This window comes from Corallococcus interemptor (genome assembly GCF_003668875.1).
Taxonomy (GTDB): Bacteria; Myxococcota; Myxococcia; order Myxococcales; family Myxococcaceae; genus Corallococcus; species Corallococcus interemptor.
Genome location: NZ_RAWM01000167.1, coordinates 1 through 17,097, shown reverse-complemented (window position 1 = coordinate 17,097; position 17,097 = coordinate 1). Strand labels below are relative to the sequence as shown.

The following is a 17,097-nucleotide window of genomic DNA, read 5'->3' as shown; positions in this document are numbered from 1 at the left end:
CGCGTGAGCCCCTGCGGCTGAACATGCCGGCCAAGCCCGCCGCGCAGGCGCCGAACAAGGGCGCCGCGGGTGGAGCCGCGCCGCCGACGCTCCATCCCCCGGGAGAGCGTCCCCTCCCGCAGCCGCAGCCCATCCCCGTGCTGTCGCCCGTGGCTCAGGCTCAGGCGAACACGCCCGCCGCGCCGCAGGGGGCTCGCCCCGCCGCGCCCGGTGCGTTCGCCACGCCGCCGCCCGCGGCGGGCCGCCAGGGAACTCCCGTGCAGCAGGGCCCCGTGACGCAGGGCTTCGGCGGTCCGGCTCCCACCGCGCCGGCGACGGCACAGGGTGCACGGCCGGCCGCGCCGCAGGGGACTCCTCCGGCCGCGCGGACGACCCAGGGCCCCGGCCAACCGGGCTCCACCGTCCAGGCTCCGGCGGGCGCCTCCGCCCCGGCGAACCGCCCCGCTCCCCCCGCGCAGCCCACGGGAGCCCGCCCCGCGGTGTGGCCTCCCGCTCCCGAGCAGCAGGCCCGCGCGGCCCAGCCCGGCACGCCGACCCCTCCGCCTGTTCCCCCGGCGCCCCGGGGTGAGCCGTCGTTCATCATCTTCAGCAACCCCGCGGCCACGCAGGGCGCGAACCGTCCTCGCGCGCCGGAGCCCGCGCCGGTCCCGGGTACCGCCAGTGCGCCGGACGCCGCCGTGCCGGAGTGGACGCTGCCCCAGGCCCGCTCCGCGCTGCGCGAGGCGACGCGCGACCTGGACAAGCTGCTGGACGTGGCGCTGCGCTTTGGCCGCCGCACGTTCGACTACGTGGCCGCCTTCGCCGTCGTGCGCGGCGCCGCGGGCGGTTGGGATTCGCGCGGCGAGGGCTGGGACGCGACCGCCCTGTCCCAGGTCTCCATCCCGCTGGACGCGAGCAGCGTCTTCCGCACCGTCGCCGTCACGCGCGGCAGCTACGCGGGCCCGCTGCCGCCGGACGCGCTCACGCGGCACTACCTGGAGCTCTTCGGACGCCAGGCGCCGCGCACCGTCTTCCTGTACCCGGTGGAGGTGAAGGGCCGCCTCGTGGCCATCCTCTACGGCGACTGCGGCCAGAAGCCGATGAGCCAGCGCCGCCTGAGCGACTACATCCTGTTCTGCCAGGACCTGCCGGCCGCCTTCCAGGAGCTCATCCTCTTCCGCAAGCAGCGCGTGTCGGAGCTGCGCGCGCCGGAAGAGGACATCAGCATCGACGTGGACGTGCCCGGCTTCCCGGCTCCGGTGCAGCCCGCGCCCGCGCCCGCCGTGGTCGCGGGGCTCGGGTGGAACCCGGTCTTCGGCCGGGGCGGGGTGGCCAACCTGGGCCGCGCCGCCGCCCTGCCCCCACGAGTGCTGTCGCCAGAAGAGCGGCCGCCCCCGGACTTCACGCCGCTCTTGCGCCGGCTCACGGGCCCGGACGCATCGCAGCGCTCCAGCGCCATCGCGGAGCTGGCGCGTTCTCCGGAGGCCAGCGCCCGGGTGCTCGCGCAGCACTTCCCGGGCCCCACGGCCTGGAGCCGCCTGCCGGTGGTGGAGCTGCCGGAAGCGGACGAGCTGGGTCCCATCCCCGCCGCCCTGTCGCGGCTGGGCCGTCCCGCGGCCTTGGCGCTGGCGCCGCTGCTGGATTCGAACGACGCGGACACGCGCTACCTGGCGCTGCTCACGGCGGGCAACCTGCCCTACGCGGAGCTGGTGGACGGAGTGCTGCGCGGTCTGTTCGACATGGAGCCGGACATCTCCAGCGCCGCGCGAGTCGCCGCCGCCGCGCTCAAGCACCTGCCGCGCCTGGACGCGTCCCTGCGCGACCTGCGCCAGGAGCTGGCCAGCCGGGACGCGCTGCGCCGCTCACTGGCGGCCCGGGCGCTGGGCACGCTGCACGATCGCGACGCCATCGAAGGGCTCATCAACCTCACCGGCAGCGACGACGCGATGTGCGCGCAGGCCGCGGCGGAAGCGCTGCGCGAAGTCACGCGCGCCACGCTGGGCCTCCAGCCGCGCCAGTGGTCGGCGTGGTGGGCGGAGAACCGCAGCCGCCGAAGAGCGGACTGGCTGGTGGCCGCGCTCCGCCACCGCGAGCTGGACGTGCGTCTCGCCGCCATCGAGGAGCTGAGCCGCGCCCTGCACGACACGCTGGGCTACTACGCGGACGCGCCCGACGCGGAGCGCGAGGCCGCGGTGCGGCGCTGGGAGTCAGCGGCGGTGGACCCCGCCAACGCCCGCCGGCTGGGCATGCTCTGAGCCCCGGAGGCGCGCGATGACGGGCGCCATGTGGTTCAGCCTGCTGGCGTGCGCGGGACAGCTGGCCCTCGCGGGCATCGCGCTGGCCCGCGTGGGCAGAAGCCCCCTCGCGCTGCCGCTGTCGCTCCTGTCCATCGCGCTGTCCTCCTGGAACTTCTCCGCGTTCGGACTGGCACGCAGCGGAGACACCGGCTGGCGCTTGATGGGCTTCGCCGCGGCGCTGATGACGCTGCCTTGCGCGGTGCACTTCATCCTCGCGTTCGTGGGCCGGCGCCGCCGCTCCGCCCGGGTGCTCTACGGCACCTACGCGGTGATGGGCGCGCTCGCGCTGACCATGCTCATCGCCATGGGCGTGCCCGCGCTCGAGGAGCGCATCAACACCTTCGGCTTCGGGCTCGCGGTCGCCGTGGGCGTCATCCCCATCCTCACCACGGGCTTCGTGCTGCTCACGCGCCACCTGCGCCGCGCGGGCTCCCAGGACGAACGCGCGCGCGCCGGCCTCATGCTGCTGGGCATCACCCTGCTCGTCGCGCTGCTGCTCACGGACCTGGCGGCGGACATGGCCCTGCCCGTGCCGAAGCTGGGCAACGTGGGCACCCTGCTCGGCCTGCCGGTGATGGCCACCGCGTCGCTGCGCTTCCAGCTCTTCGGCAAGGACGCTCGCGCCACGAACGCGGCGATGCACGCCGTCGTCCTCGCGCTGGTGGGCGTGCTCGCCTACCTCACCCTCTTCCGCGCCTTCGCCGCTGAGTCCGGGGCGCTCGTCGTGGGCACCACCGCCATCACCTTCGCGCTGCTCGCCGCGGCCCGGCGGGGCGTCACCGCCTTCGTCACCCAGCGCGAGCGCCTGGAACAACTGGCCACACTGGGCCGCTTCTCCGCGCAGATGGCGCACGACCTGAAGAACCCCATCGCCGCGCTCAAGGGCGCCGCGCAGTACCTCAAGGAAGAGCACGCACGCGGCCACTCCTGGGACGCGCACGGGGACTTCCTGGACCTGCTCCTGGAGCAGGTGGAGCGCCTGGACCGGGTGGCCGGCACGTACCAGCGCCTCGCGCGCGTCGAACCGCTGCGCCGGCCGCTGGACCTCAACCGACTGGTCGAAGGCGTCCTGTCCCTCCAGGCCTTCGCGACCCCCGGCGCGGTCGAACTCAAGAAGGAACCCGCGCCTGACCTGCCCGAGTGCGCCGGCGACGAAGACCTGCTCGCCAACGCGCTGGAGAACCTGGTCCGCAACGCCTTCGAGGCCATGCCCGAGGGCGGCACCCTCACCGTGCGCACGCAGCGCGACGGCGACGCCGTGGTGGTGGAGGTGCAGGACACCGGCAGCGGCATGGACGCGCGCACGCGGGAGCGGGCCTTCGACGACTTCTTCACCACCAAGGCGACGGGCAGCGGCCTGGGGCTGGCCTTCGTGCGGCGCGTGGCGGAAGCCCACGGCGGCACGGCGTCCCTGACGAGCGGCGAGGGCCGTGGCACCATCCTCCGCCTGCGCCTGCCGGCCGTCCCCATCACCCAGGCCCCGGCATCCGAGGGAGAAGCCGCGTGAGCGAAGCACTGAAGGGCCACGTCCTGGTGGTCGACGATGATCCCGCGCTCCTCAAAGTCTTGAGCGCGCTGCTCACCCAGGCGGGCCTCACCCCGCATCCCGCCTCCAACGCGAAGGACGCCCTGGCGCAGCTCGCGCGCCGTCCCATCGACGTGGTGCTGAGCGACGTGCGCATGCCGGGCATGAGCGGCATGGAGCTGCTGACAGAGGTGGGACGCGGCTGGCCGGACGTGCCCGTGCTGCTGATGACCGCGCACGGCACGGTGCCGCTCGCGGTGGAGGCGATGAAGGCGGGCGCGGCGGACTTCGTGCTCAAGCCCTTCGACCGCGAGGAGCTCCTCTTCTCCCTGAAGAAGGCCCTGCTCCACGCGAGCCAGGATCCGGAGCCCACGCGCGGCACCGGCAAGGCACCGGACGGGCTGGACAGCCTGCTCATGGGCGCAAGCCGCGCGATGGCGGAGGTGAAGACCCTGCTGGTGAAGGCCGCCCAGGGCACCGCCACCGTGCTGCTCCGGGGCGAGTCCGGCACCGGCAAGGAGCTGGCCGCGCGCGCCCTGCACGAGAACAGCCCCCGGCGCGCGGGCCCCTTCGTGAAGCTGCACTGCGCGGCGCTCCCGGACACGCTCCTGGAGAGCGAGCTGTTCGGCTACGAGAAGGGCGCCTTCACCGGCGCGGCCACGCGCAAGCCCGGCCGCGTGGAGCTGGCGCACGGCGGCACGCTGTTCCTCGACGAGATTGGCGACGTGTCCCCCGCCGTGCAGGTGAAGCTCCTGCGCGTGCTCCAGGAGCGCGAGTTCGAACGGCTGGGCGGCACGCAGACCGTGAAGGTCGACGTGCGCTTCGTCGCGGCCACGCACCAGCCGCTGGAGGACGGCGTGCGCCGGGGCACCTTCCGCGAGGACCTCTTCTACCGGCTCAACGTGGTGCCCCTCTGGCTGCCCACGCTGCGCGAGCGGCCGGAGGACATCGGGCCCCTCGCCCGCCACTTCCTGGACGTGCACGCGAAGAGCAACGGCCGCCCTCCCTTCACCCTGAGCGAGGACGGCCTGCGCGCGCTCCAGGCCCAGCCGTGGCCCGGCAACGTGCGCCAGCTGCAGAACTTCCTGGAGCGCCTGGTGGTGCTCTCCGACGGGCCCGTGCTCGGCGGCGCGGACGTGGCGCGCGAGCTCGCCCGCCAGCCGGGACTCACGCCGCCGCCGCCCGCGGCCGCCGCGCCCCTGCCTCCGCCCGCGTCCGACTCCGTCACGCTGGAGTCACGTCGCAAGGACGTGGAGAAGGAAGCGCTGGTGGACGCGCTGAAGCGCTCGGGTGACAACCGCACGCTGGCGGCGCGGCTGCTGGGGGTGAGCCGGCGCACGCTCTACAACAAGCTGGAGGAGCACGGCCTGTTGTAGGGGTGGCGGGGGGCCGACCCTCGGGAAACCGGGCCGTGTTTTCACACGGCCGTTCCGTGTACGAACCGGACTTCCAGGTTTATGCTGCTTCGCGCTCGTACTCCCTCGACGCGGCACCGCAGTGCACCCGAGTCCCCCTCCCGGCCCCCAGAGGGCTGGCTGACACGAAGGAGCAACGCCCCATGACCCAGACCCTCGCCGGCCGCGTGAGCGGCCCCGTCTACACCCCCAACGACGCGGGCTATGCCCCGGAGGCCGCCGGCTTCAACGTGCTGGTCCAGCACGCGCCGCAGTACGTGGTGGCGGTGAAGTCCACGCAGGACGTGGCGGAGACCATCCGCTTCGCGCGGGAGAACCATCTGCCCGTGTCGGTGCAGGCCACGGGGCACGGGACGTACGCGCCCATCACCTCCGGCGTGCTCATCTCCACGAAGGCGCTGAACCACGTGAGCATCGACCCCGCGACGCGCACCGCCACCGTGGGCGCGGGCGCGCGCTGGGAGCCCGTCATCGCGGAGGCCGCCAGGCACGGCCTAGCGCCCGTCGCCGGCTCGTCCACCAACGTGGGCGTGGTGGGCTACCTGCTGGGCGGAGGCCTGGGGCCCCTGGTGCGCAGCCACGGCGTCAGCTCCGACTATGTCGTCGGCTACAAGCTCGTCACCTGTGACGGTGAGACGGTGGAGGCCAGCGCCGAGCACCACCCGGACCTGTTCTGGGCCCTGCGCGGCGGCAAGGGCGGCTTCGGCATCGTGACGGAGGTGAAGCTCAAGCTCGTGGAGATGCGCTCGCTCTACGCGGGCAGCCTCTTCTTCGAGGAGCAGCACATCGAGGCCGTGCTGCGCGGCTGGGTGAAGTGGACGGCGGAGGCGGACGCGCGCGTGTCCACCAGCATCGCCGTGATGCGCTTCCCGCCCTTCGACTTCATCCCGCCCCCGCTGCGCGGCCGCACGGTCATCAACCTGCGCTTCGCATACCCGGGCGCCGCCGAGGAGGGCGCGAAGTTCGCGGCCCCGCTGCGCGCGCTGGCCCCGCTCTACCTGGACATGCTGGGCGAGCTGCCCGCGGCCCAGATGGCGCGCATCCACAATGATCCGGATCAGCCCAGCCCCGTGTGGACCAGCGGCATGATGCTGACCCACGTGGACCAGGACTTCGCCACCACGGTGCTGCGCCACGTGGGCGCGGGCGTGCAGACGCCGTACTTCATGCTGGAGATCCGCCACCTGGGCGGCGCCAGCTGGAAGGACGTGGCGGGCGGCTCGGCGGTGGGCGGCCGCACCGGCAACTTCATCATCGGACTGGTGGGCATGCACCCGCCGCTCTTCGAGACGGTGCTGCCCGGCGCCACCGAGGGCCTGCGCGCGGAGCTCAAGCCCTGGCTGTCGCCGGACATGACCATCAACTTCATGGGCAAGGTCCGCGACGCGGCGCACTTCGACAGCGCGTGGCCGGAGGCCATCCGCGCGAAGCTCAAGGAAGTGCGCGGCAAGTACGACCCGCACAAGCTCTTCGCGAAGTAGGGCCTTCAGGGGGGCAGCGTCGCCAGCGCGTCCAGTTCCTCCTGGAACGCGGCGACGAGGGCCCCCGGGTCCGGCACGCGTGACGCATCCGCAGCCACGCCCACGGTCACCTGTCCCGCGTAGCTGAAGAGGCTGACCCCCAGGCCCACGTGCCCGGCCTGGGGGACCCAGAACGTGAGCCCCTTCATCCGGCTGCCCGCGAGCGACACCGGCTGACGCGGCCCCGGCACGTTGGTGGCGACGAGCGACGCCTTGGTGCCAAGCACGTCCACGACGGCGCGCTCCAGCGCGGCGGGCGTGCGGCCCAGGAAACCCAGCATGCTGGACATCAGCACCGCCTCCGGCGAGCGCTTGAGGTGCGCCATCCGCTTCGCCACTTCGCGAAGCCGGCGGCGCGGGTCCGCCAGGTGGATGGGGAGCCGCAGGAACACCACGCCGAAGCGGTTGCCCAGCTCGCGAGGCACCGGCACGTCCAGCGGCCGCAGGTTCACCGGCACCAGCGCGTGCACGTCCTCCAGCGGCGCGTCCCGCGAGGCCAGGTAGCGCCGCAGCGAGCCCGTCACCGCCGTGAGCAGCACGTCGTTCACCGTGCCGCCCAGGGTGTGGCCCACGGCCTTCACCCGCTCCAGCTCGATGGGCTCCGACCACGCGGCGACCTTCCTCTGGCCCAGCGGCCCGCGAAGCGGAGAGCGGGGATCCGGAGGCAGCGCGAGCAGCTTGCCCAGCGTCGCCGCGCCCTTCGCGCCCTCGCGCATGAGGTCGCCCGCGAGGATGGGCTCCCGCACCAGCTCCGCGCCCTTGCGCAGCGCCGAGCGGGCCCCCCGGGCGAAACGCATCCAGCCCGGCCGCGTCTCCCCGGCCGGAGTGACTTCACGCGCCTCCTCCGTGTGCTCGGCCGCCCCGTCCGCGTCCACGGAGTCCGTGAGCGACAGCAGCACCCGCGCGAGCGCGATGCCGTCCGCGATGCAGTGGTGCAGCCGCGCGAGCAGCACGTCCCCGCCCGGCCCGCCCCGCACGAGGTGGAAGTGCCACAGCGGACGCGAGCGCTCCAGCGGCACGCCCAGCCAGTCCCCGACGAGCGCCTCCAGCCCCGCGTGCCCCGCGGACTCCGGCACGCGCAGCGTGGACAGGTGTTCGTCCAGCTCGAAGTCCGGCGCGTCCTCCCAGGACAGCGTGCCCAGCGGCCCGGGCACCACGCGCTGCCGGAAGCGCGGGTAGCGCTCCACCAGCCGCTCGTGCACCACCGCGCGCAGGCGCTCCAGGTCCATGGCGCCGTCGAACCACAGCACCGCGGTGATCATCATCAGGTTCGCGGGCTCCTCCATCTGGAGCCACGCCGCGTCAATGCTCGCCATCCGCTCGCGACCTGCCATGGCGTCCTTCTCACCCGTGCGCCTGCTCGGGGGCAAGGTCCTCCTCAGGGTTTGGGTGGCGGCTCCGGCGCCTCCTGCTTCTCTCGCTCGAACTGGAACGTCTGCCGGGTGGGGCCCGGCACCGTGAGGATGAGCGAGTCCTTCTCCTCAATCACATAGGTGAACTCGCCGCCCTTGAAGCGCCCCTTGGACAGCGGCACCACGCGCGGCTTGCCGCACACCGGGCCCACCGCCTGGCCGTCCTGCGTGCGCAGCGCCAGGTGCTTCTTGTCCTTCGCCTCCGACGCCTCCAGCCGGCCCCACGCGCGCACATCCAGCGTGCTGCCGCGCCCGAGCGTCGCGTCATCCAGCTTCGTGCGCATCACGAAGCACCCGTCCGGCGTCACCTGCAGCGACCGCGCGTAGTCGGACCGGGGCTGCACGTCGATGCGTTCTTCCTTGCCATCCTCCGTGTCCGGGATGCTCGCCGCGGACAGCACCCACGTGCCCACCAGCTCCTTGGGGACCGCCGTGCCCTTCGGGGCCTTGTCGCCCTCGCAGGGGTGGGTGACCAGCTTCTCCGGGCTCTTGGGCGCGGGCTCGAAGGACTTCTCGCAGGTGAGGCCGCACGACTTCGCCGCGCACGCGGAGTCATCCGGCGCGCAGGCCGCCTTGCTGGTGCAGGCCTTCAGCCGCTTGAGCGCGTCCTCGCAGCCCTCGCGCATGCACTGGTCGACGCACTCCGCGTCGATGCACTCCGACACACAGACCCAGTTGGTGCGGCCACACACGCCCGCCACGGTGCGAGGCGCCTGGGCCGCGGCGGGCAGCGAGAAGCCGGAGACGAGAAGCAGGACGAGCAGTCGGAACGGTCGCATGCGCAAGTGCAAGCTAGGCAGTGCGCCCACCCACGGCGACACCCGGCGGCAGGATGGCTGTCCACCGGGCGTCACTCCAGGCCCCGTCACTGCCGTCAGGTGAACTGCCACCGCCAGGTGCGCGGGTCGGACGGGTTGGGCAGCTCCAGCTCGAACTCCAGCGTGTCGTAGCGGCTGAACTCGCGCGGCTCCACGCGCAACAGCGTCATGGCCGTGGTGTTGCGCTCGCGCATCGGGGACACGTCGAAGGCCAGCTCCGCGTCGAAGGCGACCTTGTAGAAGAGGCAGAAGCCATCCACCCGCCCGTCCTCCTCCACCGGCCGCTGGATGCGCACGCGCGAGGGCAGCCCCTCCGCGCGCATCGTCTCCAGGTCGAAGCCGAACGCGGGCTCCGGCTCGCACAGGAGGTGGTCCACCTCGTACGAGCGCACCAGCCGCGTGAAGTACGACGGGCTCATCGCCTCGCGCAGCGACTGGAGGCAGCGGAAGTCCACGTGCGGCAGGTGCTGCGTCCAGATGAACGGGACGCACGCCTCCTCGCGCAATTGCACGGGCTCCACGAAGACCTCGAAGCGGTTGGGGAGGATGCGGCCGCCGGGCTTGAGCAGCCGCGAGCGCAAGTCCAGCATCCGGGGAACGAGCCCCGCGTCGAGCAGCGCATCTCCCAGCAACTCATGCAGCAGCACGTCCGCCTTCTCCTGCGGCTGGAAGTGCCAGGTGGGCTCGCGCACGAAGTCGATGCGGTCCAGGCCGTTGCGGCGGGCCACCCACTGCGTGGTGTCCAGAAGCCGCGAGTCATCCACCGCGTACAGCTTGCGCGGGTGCTGGTGCGCGGCCAGGAAGGTGCGCAGGCCGGTGCCGGCCTTCACGTCCACCACCACCTGGTTGGGGCGCACGTAGCGCTCCACCGCGCGGCGCCACACCTCCACGCGCTGCGGGTCCGCCAGCATGGAGTCCTGCGGGGTGGGACTGGACAGGGCCAGGCTGTTGGGCGCGTGCCGGCGGTGCAGTTGGGACACGAGCGGCAGGTGGCTGAGACGCGAGCGCAGGTCCATCAACGCCTGACGTGGCAGGTCGAGCAGGTTCGGCATGGCTTCCCCCCGGAAGGCCGTGACGGTCCCGGCAAAAACGCGGCCGACAACCTCGTCCGCCGGAACCCGGACACCGAACAATGCGGGAAATCCGGGGTCCACCCAATCCGTCCCCAGGGTGACGCACTGTTCCACGCTGAACATCCGCCCCCGCACCGAAGTCGCGAGCCACGCGTGCCGCCTCGCGACAATCACTCAAAGCAGGAAGACACCGGGACTCCCGGCAGAGGCATTCCCACCTGCAGGAGGGTGTCCGCATGGCGAGCCAGGTTTCCCTCGAGGCGGACAAGAAAACCGGCGGAAGGCGTCTATTCCGGAAAGCCATCCATCCACGAGCCCTGCCCAGGGGCGGGAGGAAGGCCGCCGGTCACGCCCGAGGAAGGACTCCGGACGCGCTGGAAGAGGGGGCACGAATGATGCGAGCGATGGAATCGCGGACGCAGGTCGAGCCAGCGCCGGTGGCGGCCCCGGGTCCAGGTGCGCGGCGTCAGCCCCAGCCCCACGACCCGAGGGCGCGCGAGCACCAGGTGTCGCGGTCCGCGCTGGTGGCGGCGCTGCTGGCGGAGGGCTGCGCGGCGGAGGCGGAGGTGGCGGGGTTCGCGGCGTCGCTGGAGGACCCGGCGTCGCTGAGCATCGGGCAGGTGCTGCGGTTCGTGGACGGCCTGCGGGTGCGCATGGCGCTGGCGCGCACGGACGACGAGGTGCTGCAGCTGGCCTGCCTGCGCCGCGACGCGGAGGAGCTGGCGGAGCGGATGATGGACTGGGCCAACACGGGGCGTCTGCCGGCGTAGGCGTCCGGACGTTGGTGGTGGGCGTCCCGGGAGGGAGTGCCTTGACAGGGGCGGTGGGGCGCTTTCAGGTGGGGGCATGCTCGCCCTCGCCCTTGCCGCCACGCTGGCGGCCGCACCCGCGCCTCGCGTCGCCGCTTCGACGGTGACGGTCCTCCACATCCCTCGGCTGGACCAGGTCCAGGGGTTGAACGCGTTCTTCACGCGGGCGGGGGCGTCCTCGCAGATGTTGAACCCGGAGGCGTGGCGCGGCGAGCTGCATCCCATCCTGCCCCTGGACCTGGGGAAGCCCGAGGCGATGGAGGCGATGGGCATCGACGTGACGGGCCCGCTGTCCGTGTCCATGCGCCAGGACGGCCGCATCGCGTGCACGCGGGTGAAGGACGTGAAGGTGTTCCAGGAGGCCACGGCGAACGTGCTCGCGCGCAACGGCGACGTGAAGGCGGGCACGGTGAAGGGCGTGACGACGCTGCGGGCGCCCAGCGCGACGGGAGGCTTCGGGGGCTACGTGCTCAAGGGGCAGGAGGCGTGCGCCTTCCTGAGCACGGACGCGGACGACGCGCTCCGCAAGGAGGCCGCGAAGCTGGTGGCGCAGAAGGCGCCGGCCGCGGACGCGAGGATGGCCACGGTGCCGGGCGCGCTGTACGTGTCCACGAAGGACGGCGTGCTGGCGTTGGACGGCACGGCGACGGGGCTGACGGTGGAGGGCACGGCGGCGAAGCTGCCCCTGCCGCCCTTCCAGGCCAGGGGCACCAGTCCCTATGGCGCCATGACGCCCGCGGGCCTGCTCTTCGCACGCGCGCAGGTGGCGCCGACGGGCGTGGCGCAGGCGGTGGAGTCCGTGGCGGACGCGGTGCGCACGGTGTGTCCCGCGTGCCCGGCGGCGGACGTGAAGGCGGTGACGGACGCGCTGGCGAAGCAGCTGACGGGGCAGGTGTTGTTCGGGGTGGACTCGGTGGCGGTGAAGGGTTCGCTGCGCAAGCCGGAGGTGCGCTTCTTCGCGGCGAAGCAGGCGCTGGCGGCGGAGGTGACGGACGCGGCGGCGGTGAAGGCGGCGCTGGCCCCGCTGGCGAAGTTCCCCGGCGCGAAGGCGCTGGAGGACGGCTACGCGCTGGAGGCGAAGGGCGGCAGCGTCTACGTGCGGCAGAAGGGCAAGCAGCTGGTGTTCGGCAACGACTCCACGGTGACGCAGACGATGCTCGCGGCGCTGCCGGAGAAGGGCGGCCCGCTGAAGCGCGCGGTGGAGTTCACGCTGGATCCGAAGAAGGTCGCGCGCGGCCTGTCCCAGGTGTCGCTGATGGACGTGATGGGCGACGAACGCCTGGCCGCGTTCTTCGGAGCGAGCACGGAACTGGGTCCCCTGCTCGCGAAGAGCGACAGCATCACCGGCTGGCTGGACAGCGCTGCCAATGGCTCACACCGGTTCCAGATGAACTGGTCACTGCCTGACAAAAACTAACCCCGCCAAAAAAACAAAACACAATGGCAAATTACTCAGATCTAGCAATAACAATATCAAAAACCACCGACAAGAAGATTCTCGAAACCATACAATCCATATTCAAAAACAATGAAATAAACATCCACTCGATACATCTAACCATGGAGTTTGGCGGAAACCAAATCCAGCTCTCTAAACTCGACGACCCCTATCCCCCGGAAATACGCGAGATACTCAGTCTCGACTCATACTCGATAATAAATTTCACCATACAAACAACAACCACGCTTTCACTACTCATAACCCGGCAACTCAACACCCCAACAGACTCCCTCCATGTCAGATTTGGCAACCCCCACAGCCACATTGCCGATCCGAGCCGCACACAAGTCATCAAGACGATAAAGCAAATCCGAGAAAACCTTCAATCCCCAGAGTATCTTACGACCAAGGGCTTGCGTTCCATCTTAGCGCCCGAACTCAATAAGTATTACGAACTCAGAGAAACAGGGATCGCGCGGATTGAAGCTACTCTCGACCGAGTATCTACTCAACTCACCGAAGACGCACGCCACGTCCGGCATAGACTTGAGGAAGAGTTCCGACAGCATACAAAGGAACTGGAGGAGGCTCACGCACAACGGACAAAGCAGTTGAACGAAGAACTCTCACAGCGCGAACAGGAAATAGAAAGAAAACGCCAAGAACTCGAAGCGCGCACCAAAGAAATCGACAACAGCAAGAGCACGCATGCGCGCCGCAAATTGCGTCAAGATCTAAAAGAAGAACTAAGCAAAAGAAACGAGCGATTCCAACTCACCTCTGGAACCCAAAGGCTTCGATGGCCTATTTTCATCTTCACCCTATTCCTGCTCTTGTCGTTCTTTATCGGCCTAACCACCTACTCCTACGTTGGCTTCGTTCAACTCACAACCAAAGACGGACTATCCACACACGAAATCATAGCAACAATAATTAAACATGTCACATTCGCAATAGCATTCGCGAGCACATCCGTATTCTTCATCCGTTGGAACAATCGTTGGTTCCAGGCTCATGCTGACGAAGAATTTCGCCAAAAACGATTTGACCTCGATCTCGACCGCGCCAGCTGGGTTGTTGAAATGGCCCTTGAATGGAAAGAAGAGAAGGGTACCGAAATCCCCTCAGAACTTCTGTCCCGGCTCACCAATGGACTATTTGTTGAAGAGGCGAAAACCAACGAAGAACCGTTGCACCCAGCAGATCAACTCGCCTCTGCTATTTTCGGCGCATCGTCTGGGGCGTCAATCGAGGTTCCAGGAGGCACAAAAGTCCAGCTCGATCGCAAAGGCATTCAGCACCTAAAGAAGAAGCACTAACAAAGCCTCTCAACGCAGCCAGCATATCCCCGACGGCACAAGGCCAACACTGCACGTCTGGACCATCAGGGCAGAAAGGGGGAAGCCAGATGTTTGCGGCGATAATTGGGTGATGGAGCATATCCGGCCCATCAAGAAACCATCTGCACCGAACATGCAACGAGCGCATCGGTAAATGTCACCCACTTTCAGGATGCCAGCCGCAGTCAGCTCATGATTTGTCTTATTTAGAGGTCCTGAACGCCGAACGGCCCACTCCGCCCCCAGGGCGGACCGTCGTGTCCCCTGCGTGCCTTGCAGATTATTTCCGTACCATTTCCACGTGCATGCCCAGAAGATTGCGGCTCTCACCTGCGGTGCCGCACATCGCGCCGTCCGAGAGCGGACCAATGGGGCGCTCCACCATGCACCAGTAGCGCACCGTGTATAGGCGCGTCCCTTCGCCGCGTAGCCGGATGCCGAAGGACTCCAGGCGCCGTGACTTCCCCTATGTCACGCACGGCACGCCCTCGCACAGCTCCCCCTTGAATCACCGATGCCCTGGAAGTGGCACTGGTACTCTAACTGTACTGTCTTCATGCGCGCTTCAGGTGGAACTCGAACTGTTCGATGTGATTGGGCTGTATGGGCAGCCAGTGGGCCCGGCTGGAGGCCTAGCTGCCAATGCCCTCGCCAGCGAAATCTAACCGCCGACCGAGCATCCAATCACAAGCAATGACTTCGCCATCCCTCCTAAGAGTGACGTCAGGCACCTGCCCATCCCACATCTACCCACCACCAGCGAGATAGATAGTCCAATAAAATCAGGTGATTACGAGAACCGTCAGATCGTATTGGTACATTGTCGGCCATGAACAACATCAGCGTGAACAAGAGACCGGGTACTTCTGGACCCAAACCAAGCGCGCATTCGCACCAAATCGTTGCTGGTCTACACAATACGCAGCTAAGGTTCCTCCCACCCCCGAAATTCACAACCAGGGGCACAACGGGGGAGGGAAGACACCATGCTCGTTCGACTATTCGGGTTCAGCTTGGACTGCGGACAGGGAATAACACTGGACGAATTCATCAACGAACTTCAAACACAGACGGGGCGAACAGAGGGAATTGCAGGCTACAATCGAATCATCTACTCCAAGACCAAAACATCAAGCGGCGAAAAGTACCAAGTCGGCCTTCTTCTAACAATCAAAGACCAGCGAAGGTATTGCGAGCTGCAGAGGAACGGGAAAACCTTCTCCATATCCGTTCGAGAAATCGAAGAAGGGAGAAATCTAATTGACTTCAATTACTTCATCATAAACCACAAAACTGGAAGAGGCCTCTACCAGCACTATTTCAATTCTTGCGCATTGAGCCGTTTCACTAGCTTCTGCAGCAAGATTTACGAGGACCTTAGAGACCGGAAAATTTCCGAAAAAATCCAAGAAGCAGGCGGTGACACAATCGCTGAAAGCCAAAAGCGCGCAATCCGTAAAGACTTCAAAGGTTCCCTGGCTTCACAACAAATGGTTCGTCCAGGCGAACTCGACGAGCTTATTAACGAACTGGAAAAAATAAAGAGCTTTGAATTCGACCTCGCAGTGGTCGAGGCCGATCCTCAAATGTTCCAACCCGTTCAGAACTTCATCAAGAAAAGAAAGTTCAAGCTCTCATTCGACCAAGAGCAAGGCCCCATCAACCGCCTCAGAAGAGGGATATTGCAAATCGTCGAGGCTCAAAATCCAGACAAAGGGAGCATTACTGGCGAAGACGCCACCGGAGAGGAACGGATTCTCAAACTGACAAACAATTTCAGCTCATTTGGAGACTACGAATTCGACGACATCGCCAGAGAAATGCGTTTCGATCTGGAAGACTTCGACAAGTCCGACATGATCAAGCGCATGCTCAAGACAATAGGTCAACAACGAGACGTATTTGATGCCCCTACCCCATGAAACCCACCCTCTCAATAGCGGCGCTCGCCAGCCTCCTTGCGTTTCTGTCCGCACTCGCCATCCAGCTAGCACACATTGACGTCTACGACTTCTATTCAAAGAATATGAGAGGCAGTCTATTCTCGGGATTTCTCACTCTCGGAGGATTTCTCCTTTCATTAAAAACATTCGTTGTCGTGAAAATGAAAGAGGGCCTATACGACAACAAAGCATATCGAACCAGACATAAGCGGAGGCAGACGCTCTTAAAAACAGATCTTTACAACCCACTAATCAACCTCAGCCACCTGCTCTACTATTCAATCCTGGCATGCATTGCGACCTCCGTATCGCAACTCACATTGGGATTGTTTCCCCGATGGTGGTCGGCCGCAGGCTGCGCTTCTCTTGCAACATTTGCAGTTGTTCTGCTCGCCATGTCATTACGCGAGATCAAGGGCAACCTAGACACATGGTTTGAATGTCTTGAGGAGGAGTATAGAAAATCAGAGAATCCTCAAGAGGATCAAACCGGGTAGAGCACTCACAAGCCAAGTAACACGACGAACATTAGTCACAAGGGTTCTTAAACCGTCCGCTCCCGGGGCCACCCCGCCCGCGACCGCTGGCGCTCCGCCTCCTCCGCCCGCGCCAGGCCCCGCTGGATGTCATTCCAATCCAGCGTCCCCGCCAGCAGTCCGTCCTCGTCCACCACCGCGGCCATGGGCACGCGCGCCTCCGCCATCCTCCGCAGCACCTTCCACCCGTCCTCGCGCAGCTCCGCCACCACGCCGTCCTCCATCGCGTCGCGCACCACGAAGCTCGCGCGCTGCACCTCCGGCACCGCCTGCGCCGCCGCCCACGTCACATGCCCCACCGGCCGCCCCGCGCTCGTCACCGGCAGCATGCTCACGTGCTCGTGCCGGAGCGCCCAGTGCGCGTCCTGCATGGACAGGTCCAGGTCCACGCCCACCATCCGCGGCGTCATCAGCGCCTCCACGTCCACGCGCTCCAGCAGCGCCTTCATCCGCACCTGCCGCGCCTCCCCTTCCGCGCCCATCAGCACGAAGAAGGCCACCACCAGCGTGAACGGGTTCAGCGTCACCAGGCCCCACACGCCGAACGCCACCGCGAACACCCGCCCCAACCCCGCCGCCACCTGCGTCGCCCGCACCAGCCCCAACCGGGGCGTCAGCGCCGCCCGCACGATGCGCCCCCCGTCCATGGGGAACGCTGGCAACAGGTTGAAGCCCCCCAGCACCACGTTGAGCATCGCCAGCGTGAAGAGCGCGAACTGCAACTGGAACAAGCCCAGGCCGTGCATCCCCCACGTCAGCACGCCCAGCACCGCCGCCAGCCCCAGGCTCGTCAGCGGCCCCACCAGCGCCATCACGGCCTCGTCCCGGGGACGCCTGGGCACCTCCGCCAGCTCTGACACGCCTCCGACGATCATCAGCGTGATGCCGTGCACCTCGCCGCCATGCCGCAGTGCATAGAGCGTGTGCGCCATCTCGTGCAGCAGCACGGACAAGAACCCGTGCTGCTGCACGAGATGGCGCACACGCTC

Annotated in this window: 13 protein-coding genes; 9 read left to right on the top strand and 4 right to left on the bottom strand. The window is 67.7% G+C overall.

Going from position 1 to position 17,097, the window contains the following annotated elements; genetic code table 11:
* The 4 genes from D7X96_RS35330 to D7X96_RS35315 all read left to right on the top strand — a co-directional run.
* Positions 1 to 2,234: FrgA protein (locus D7X96_RS35330; protein WP_208647429.1), on the top strand; the 2,234-nt coding region annotated here is incomplete at its 5' end.
* A gap of 16 nt (positions 2,235 to 2,250) precedes the next feature.
* A complete protein-coding gene (locus tag D7X96_RS35325) occupies positions 2,251 to 3,783 on the top strand; it encodes a sensor histidine kinase (RefSeq protein ID WP_121771728.1) in 1,533 nt (510 codons plus the stop codon).
* Positions 3,780 to 5,177 (top strand): sigma-54-dependent transcriptional regulator, encoded by a 1,398-nt coding sequence (locus tag D7X96_RS35320; protein ID WP_121771727.1) that lies wholly within the window; start codon positions 3,780 to 3,782, stop codon positions 5,175 to 5,177. The genes D7X96_RS35325 and D7X96_RS35320 overlap by 4 nt, the downstream gene beginning before the upstream one ends.
* 182 nt (positions 5,178 to 5,359) lie before the next feature.
* Positions 5,360 to 6,697, top strand: a complete 1,338-nt coding sequence (locus D7X96_RS35315) for an FAD-binding oxidoreductase (RefSeq protein WP_120552964.1) — start codon at positions 5,360 to 5,362, stop codon at positions 6,695 to 6,697.
* Between the two features lie 5 nt (positions 6,698 to 6,702).
* Here D7X96_RS35315 and D7X96_RS35310 read toward each other — a convergent pair whose 3' ends face one another.
* The 3 genes from D7X96_RS35310 to D7X96_RS35300 form a co-directional block, all read right to left on the bottom strand.
* Positions 6,703 to 8,070: a WS/DGAT/MGAT family O-acyltransferase gene (locus D7X96_RS35310; RefSeq protein WP_121771726.1), complete on the bottom strand. Its 1,368-nt coding sequence runs from the start codon at positions 8,068 to 8,070 to the stop codon at positions 6,703 to 6,705.
* Between the two features lie 44 nt (positions 8,071 to 8,114).
* Positions 8,115 to 8,927 carry a hypothetical protein gene (locus D7X96_RS35305; protein WP_121771725.1) on the bottom strand — a complete coding sequence of 271 codons (813 nt, stop codon included), beginning with the start codon at positions 8,925 to 8,927 and terminating at the stop codon, positions 8,115 to 8,117.
* A gap of 95 nt (positions 8,928 to 9,022) precedes the next feature.
* Positions 9,023 to 10,018, bottom strand: coding sequence for a class I SAM-dependent methyltransferase (locus D7X96_RS35300; RefSeq protein WP_120552743.1), 996 nt, complete (start codon positions 10,016 to 10,018; stop codon positions 9,023 to 9,025).
* Positions 10,019 to 10,443: 425 nt separating this feature from the next.
* Between D7X96_RS35300 and D7X96_RS35295 the strand changes: the two genes are divergently transcribed.
* From D7X96_RS35295 to D7X96_RS39735, 5 genes are all read left to right on the top strand, one after another.
* A complete protein-coding gene (locus D7X96_RS35295) occupies positions 10,444 to 10,809 on the top strand; it encodes a hypothetical protein (protein ID WP_121771724.1) in 366 nt (121 codons plus the stop codon).
* Between the two features lie 76 nt (positions 10,810 to 10,885).
* Positions 10,886 to 12,265, top strand: a complete 1,380-nt coding sequence (locus D7X96_RS35290; protein ID WP_121771723.1) for a hypothetical protein — start codon at positions 10,886 to 10,888, stop codon at positions 12,263 to 12,265.
* Between the two features lie 23 nt (positions 12,266 to 12,288).
* Positions 12,289 to 13,608: a hypothetical protein gene (locus D7X96_RS39745; protein WP_147468479.1), complete on the top strand. Its 1,320-nt coding sequence runs from the start codon at positions 12,289 to 12,291 to the stop codon at positions 13,606 to 13,608.
* 1,007 nt (positions 13,609 to 14,615) lie between these two features.
* Positions 14,616 to 15,551 carry a hypothetical protein gene (locus D7X96_RS39740; RefSeq protein WP_147468478.1) on the top strand — a complete coding sequence of 312 codons (936 nt, stop codon included), beginning with the start codon at positions 14,616 to 14,618 and terminating at the stop codon, positions 15,549 to 15,551.
* On the top strand, positions 15,548 to 16,069 hold the full coding sequence (locus D7X96_RS39735; protein WP_147468477.1) for a hypothetical protein: 522 nt from the start codon (positions 15,548 to 15,550) through the stop codon (positions 16,067 to 16,069). Before D7X96_RS39740 ends, D7X96_RS39735 begins: the two co-directional genes overlap by 4 nt.
* 47 nt (positions 16,070 to 16,116) lie before the next feature.
* Here D7X96_RS39735 and D7X96_RS35285 read toward each other — a convergent pair.
* Positions 16,117 to 17,097 (bottom strand): site-2 protease family protein (locus tag D7X96_RS35285; RefSeq protein WP_147468476.1); only part of this gene is annotated, 981 nt, incomplete at its 5' end.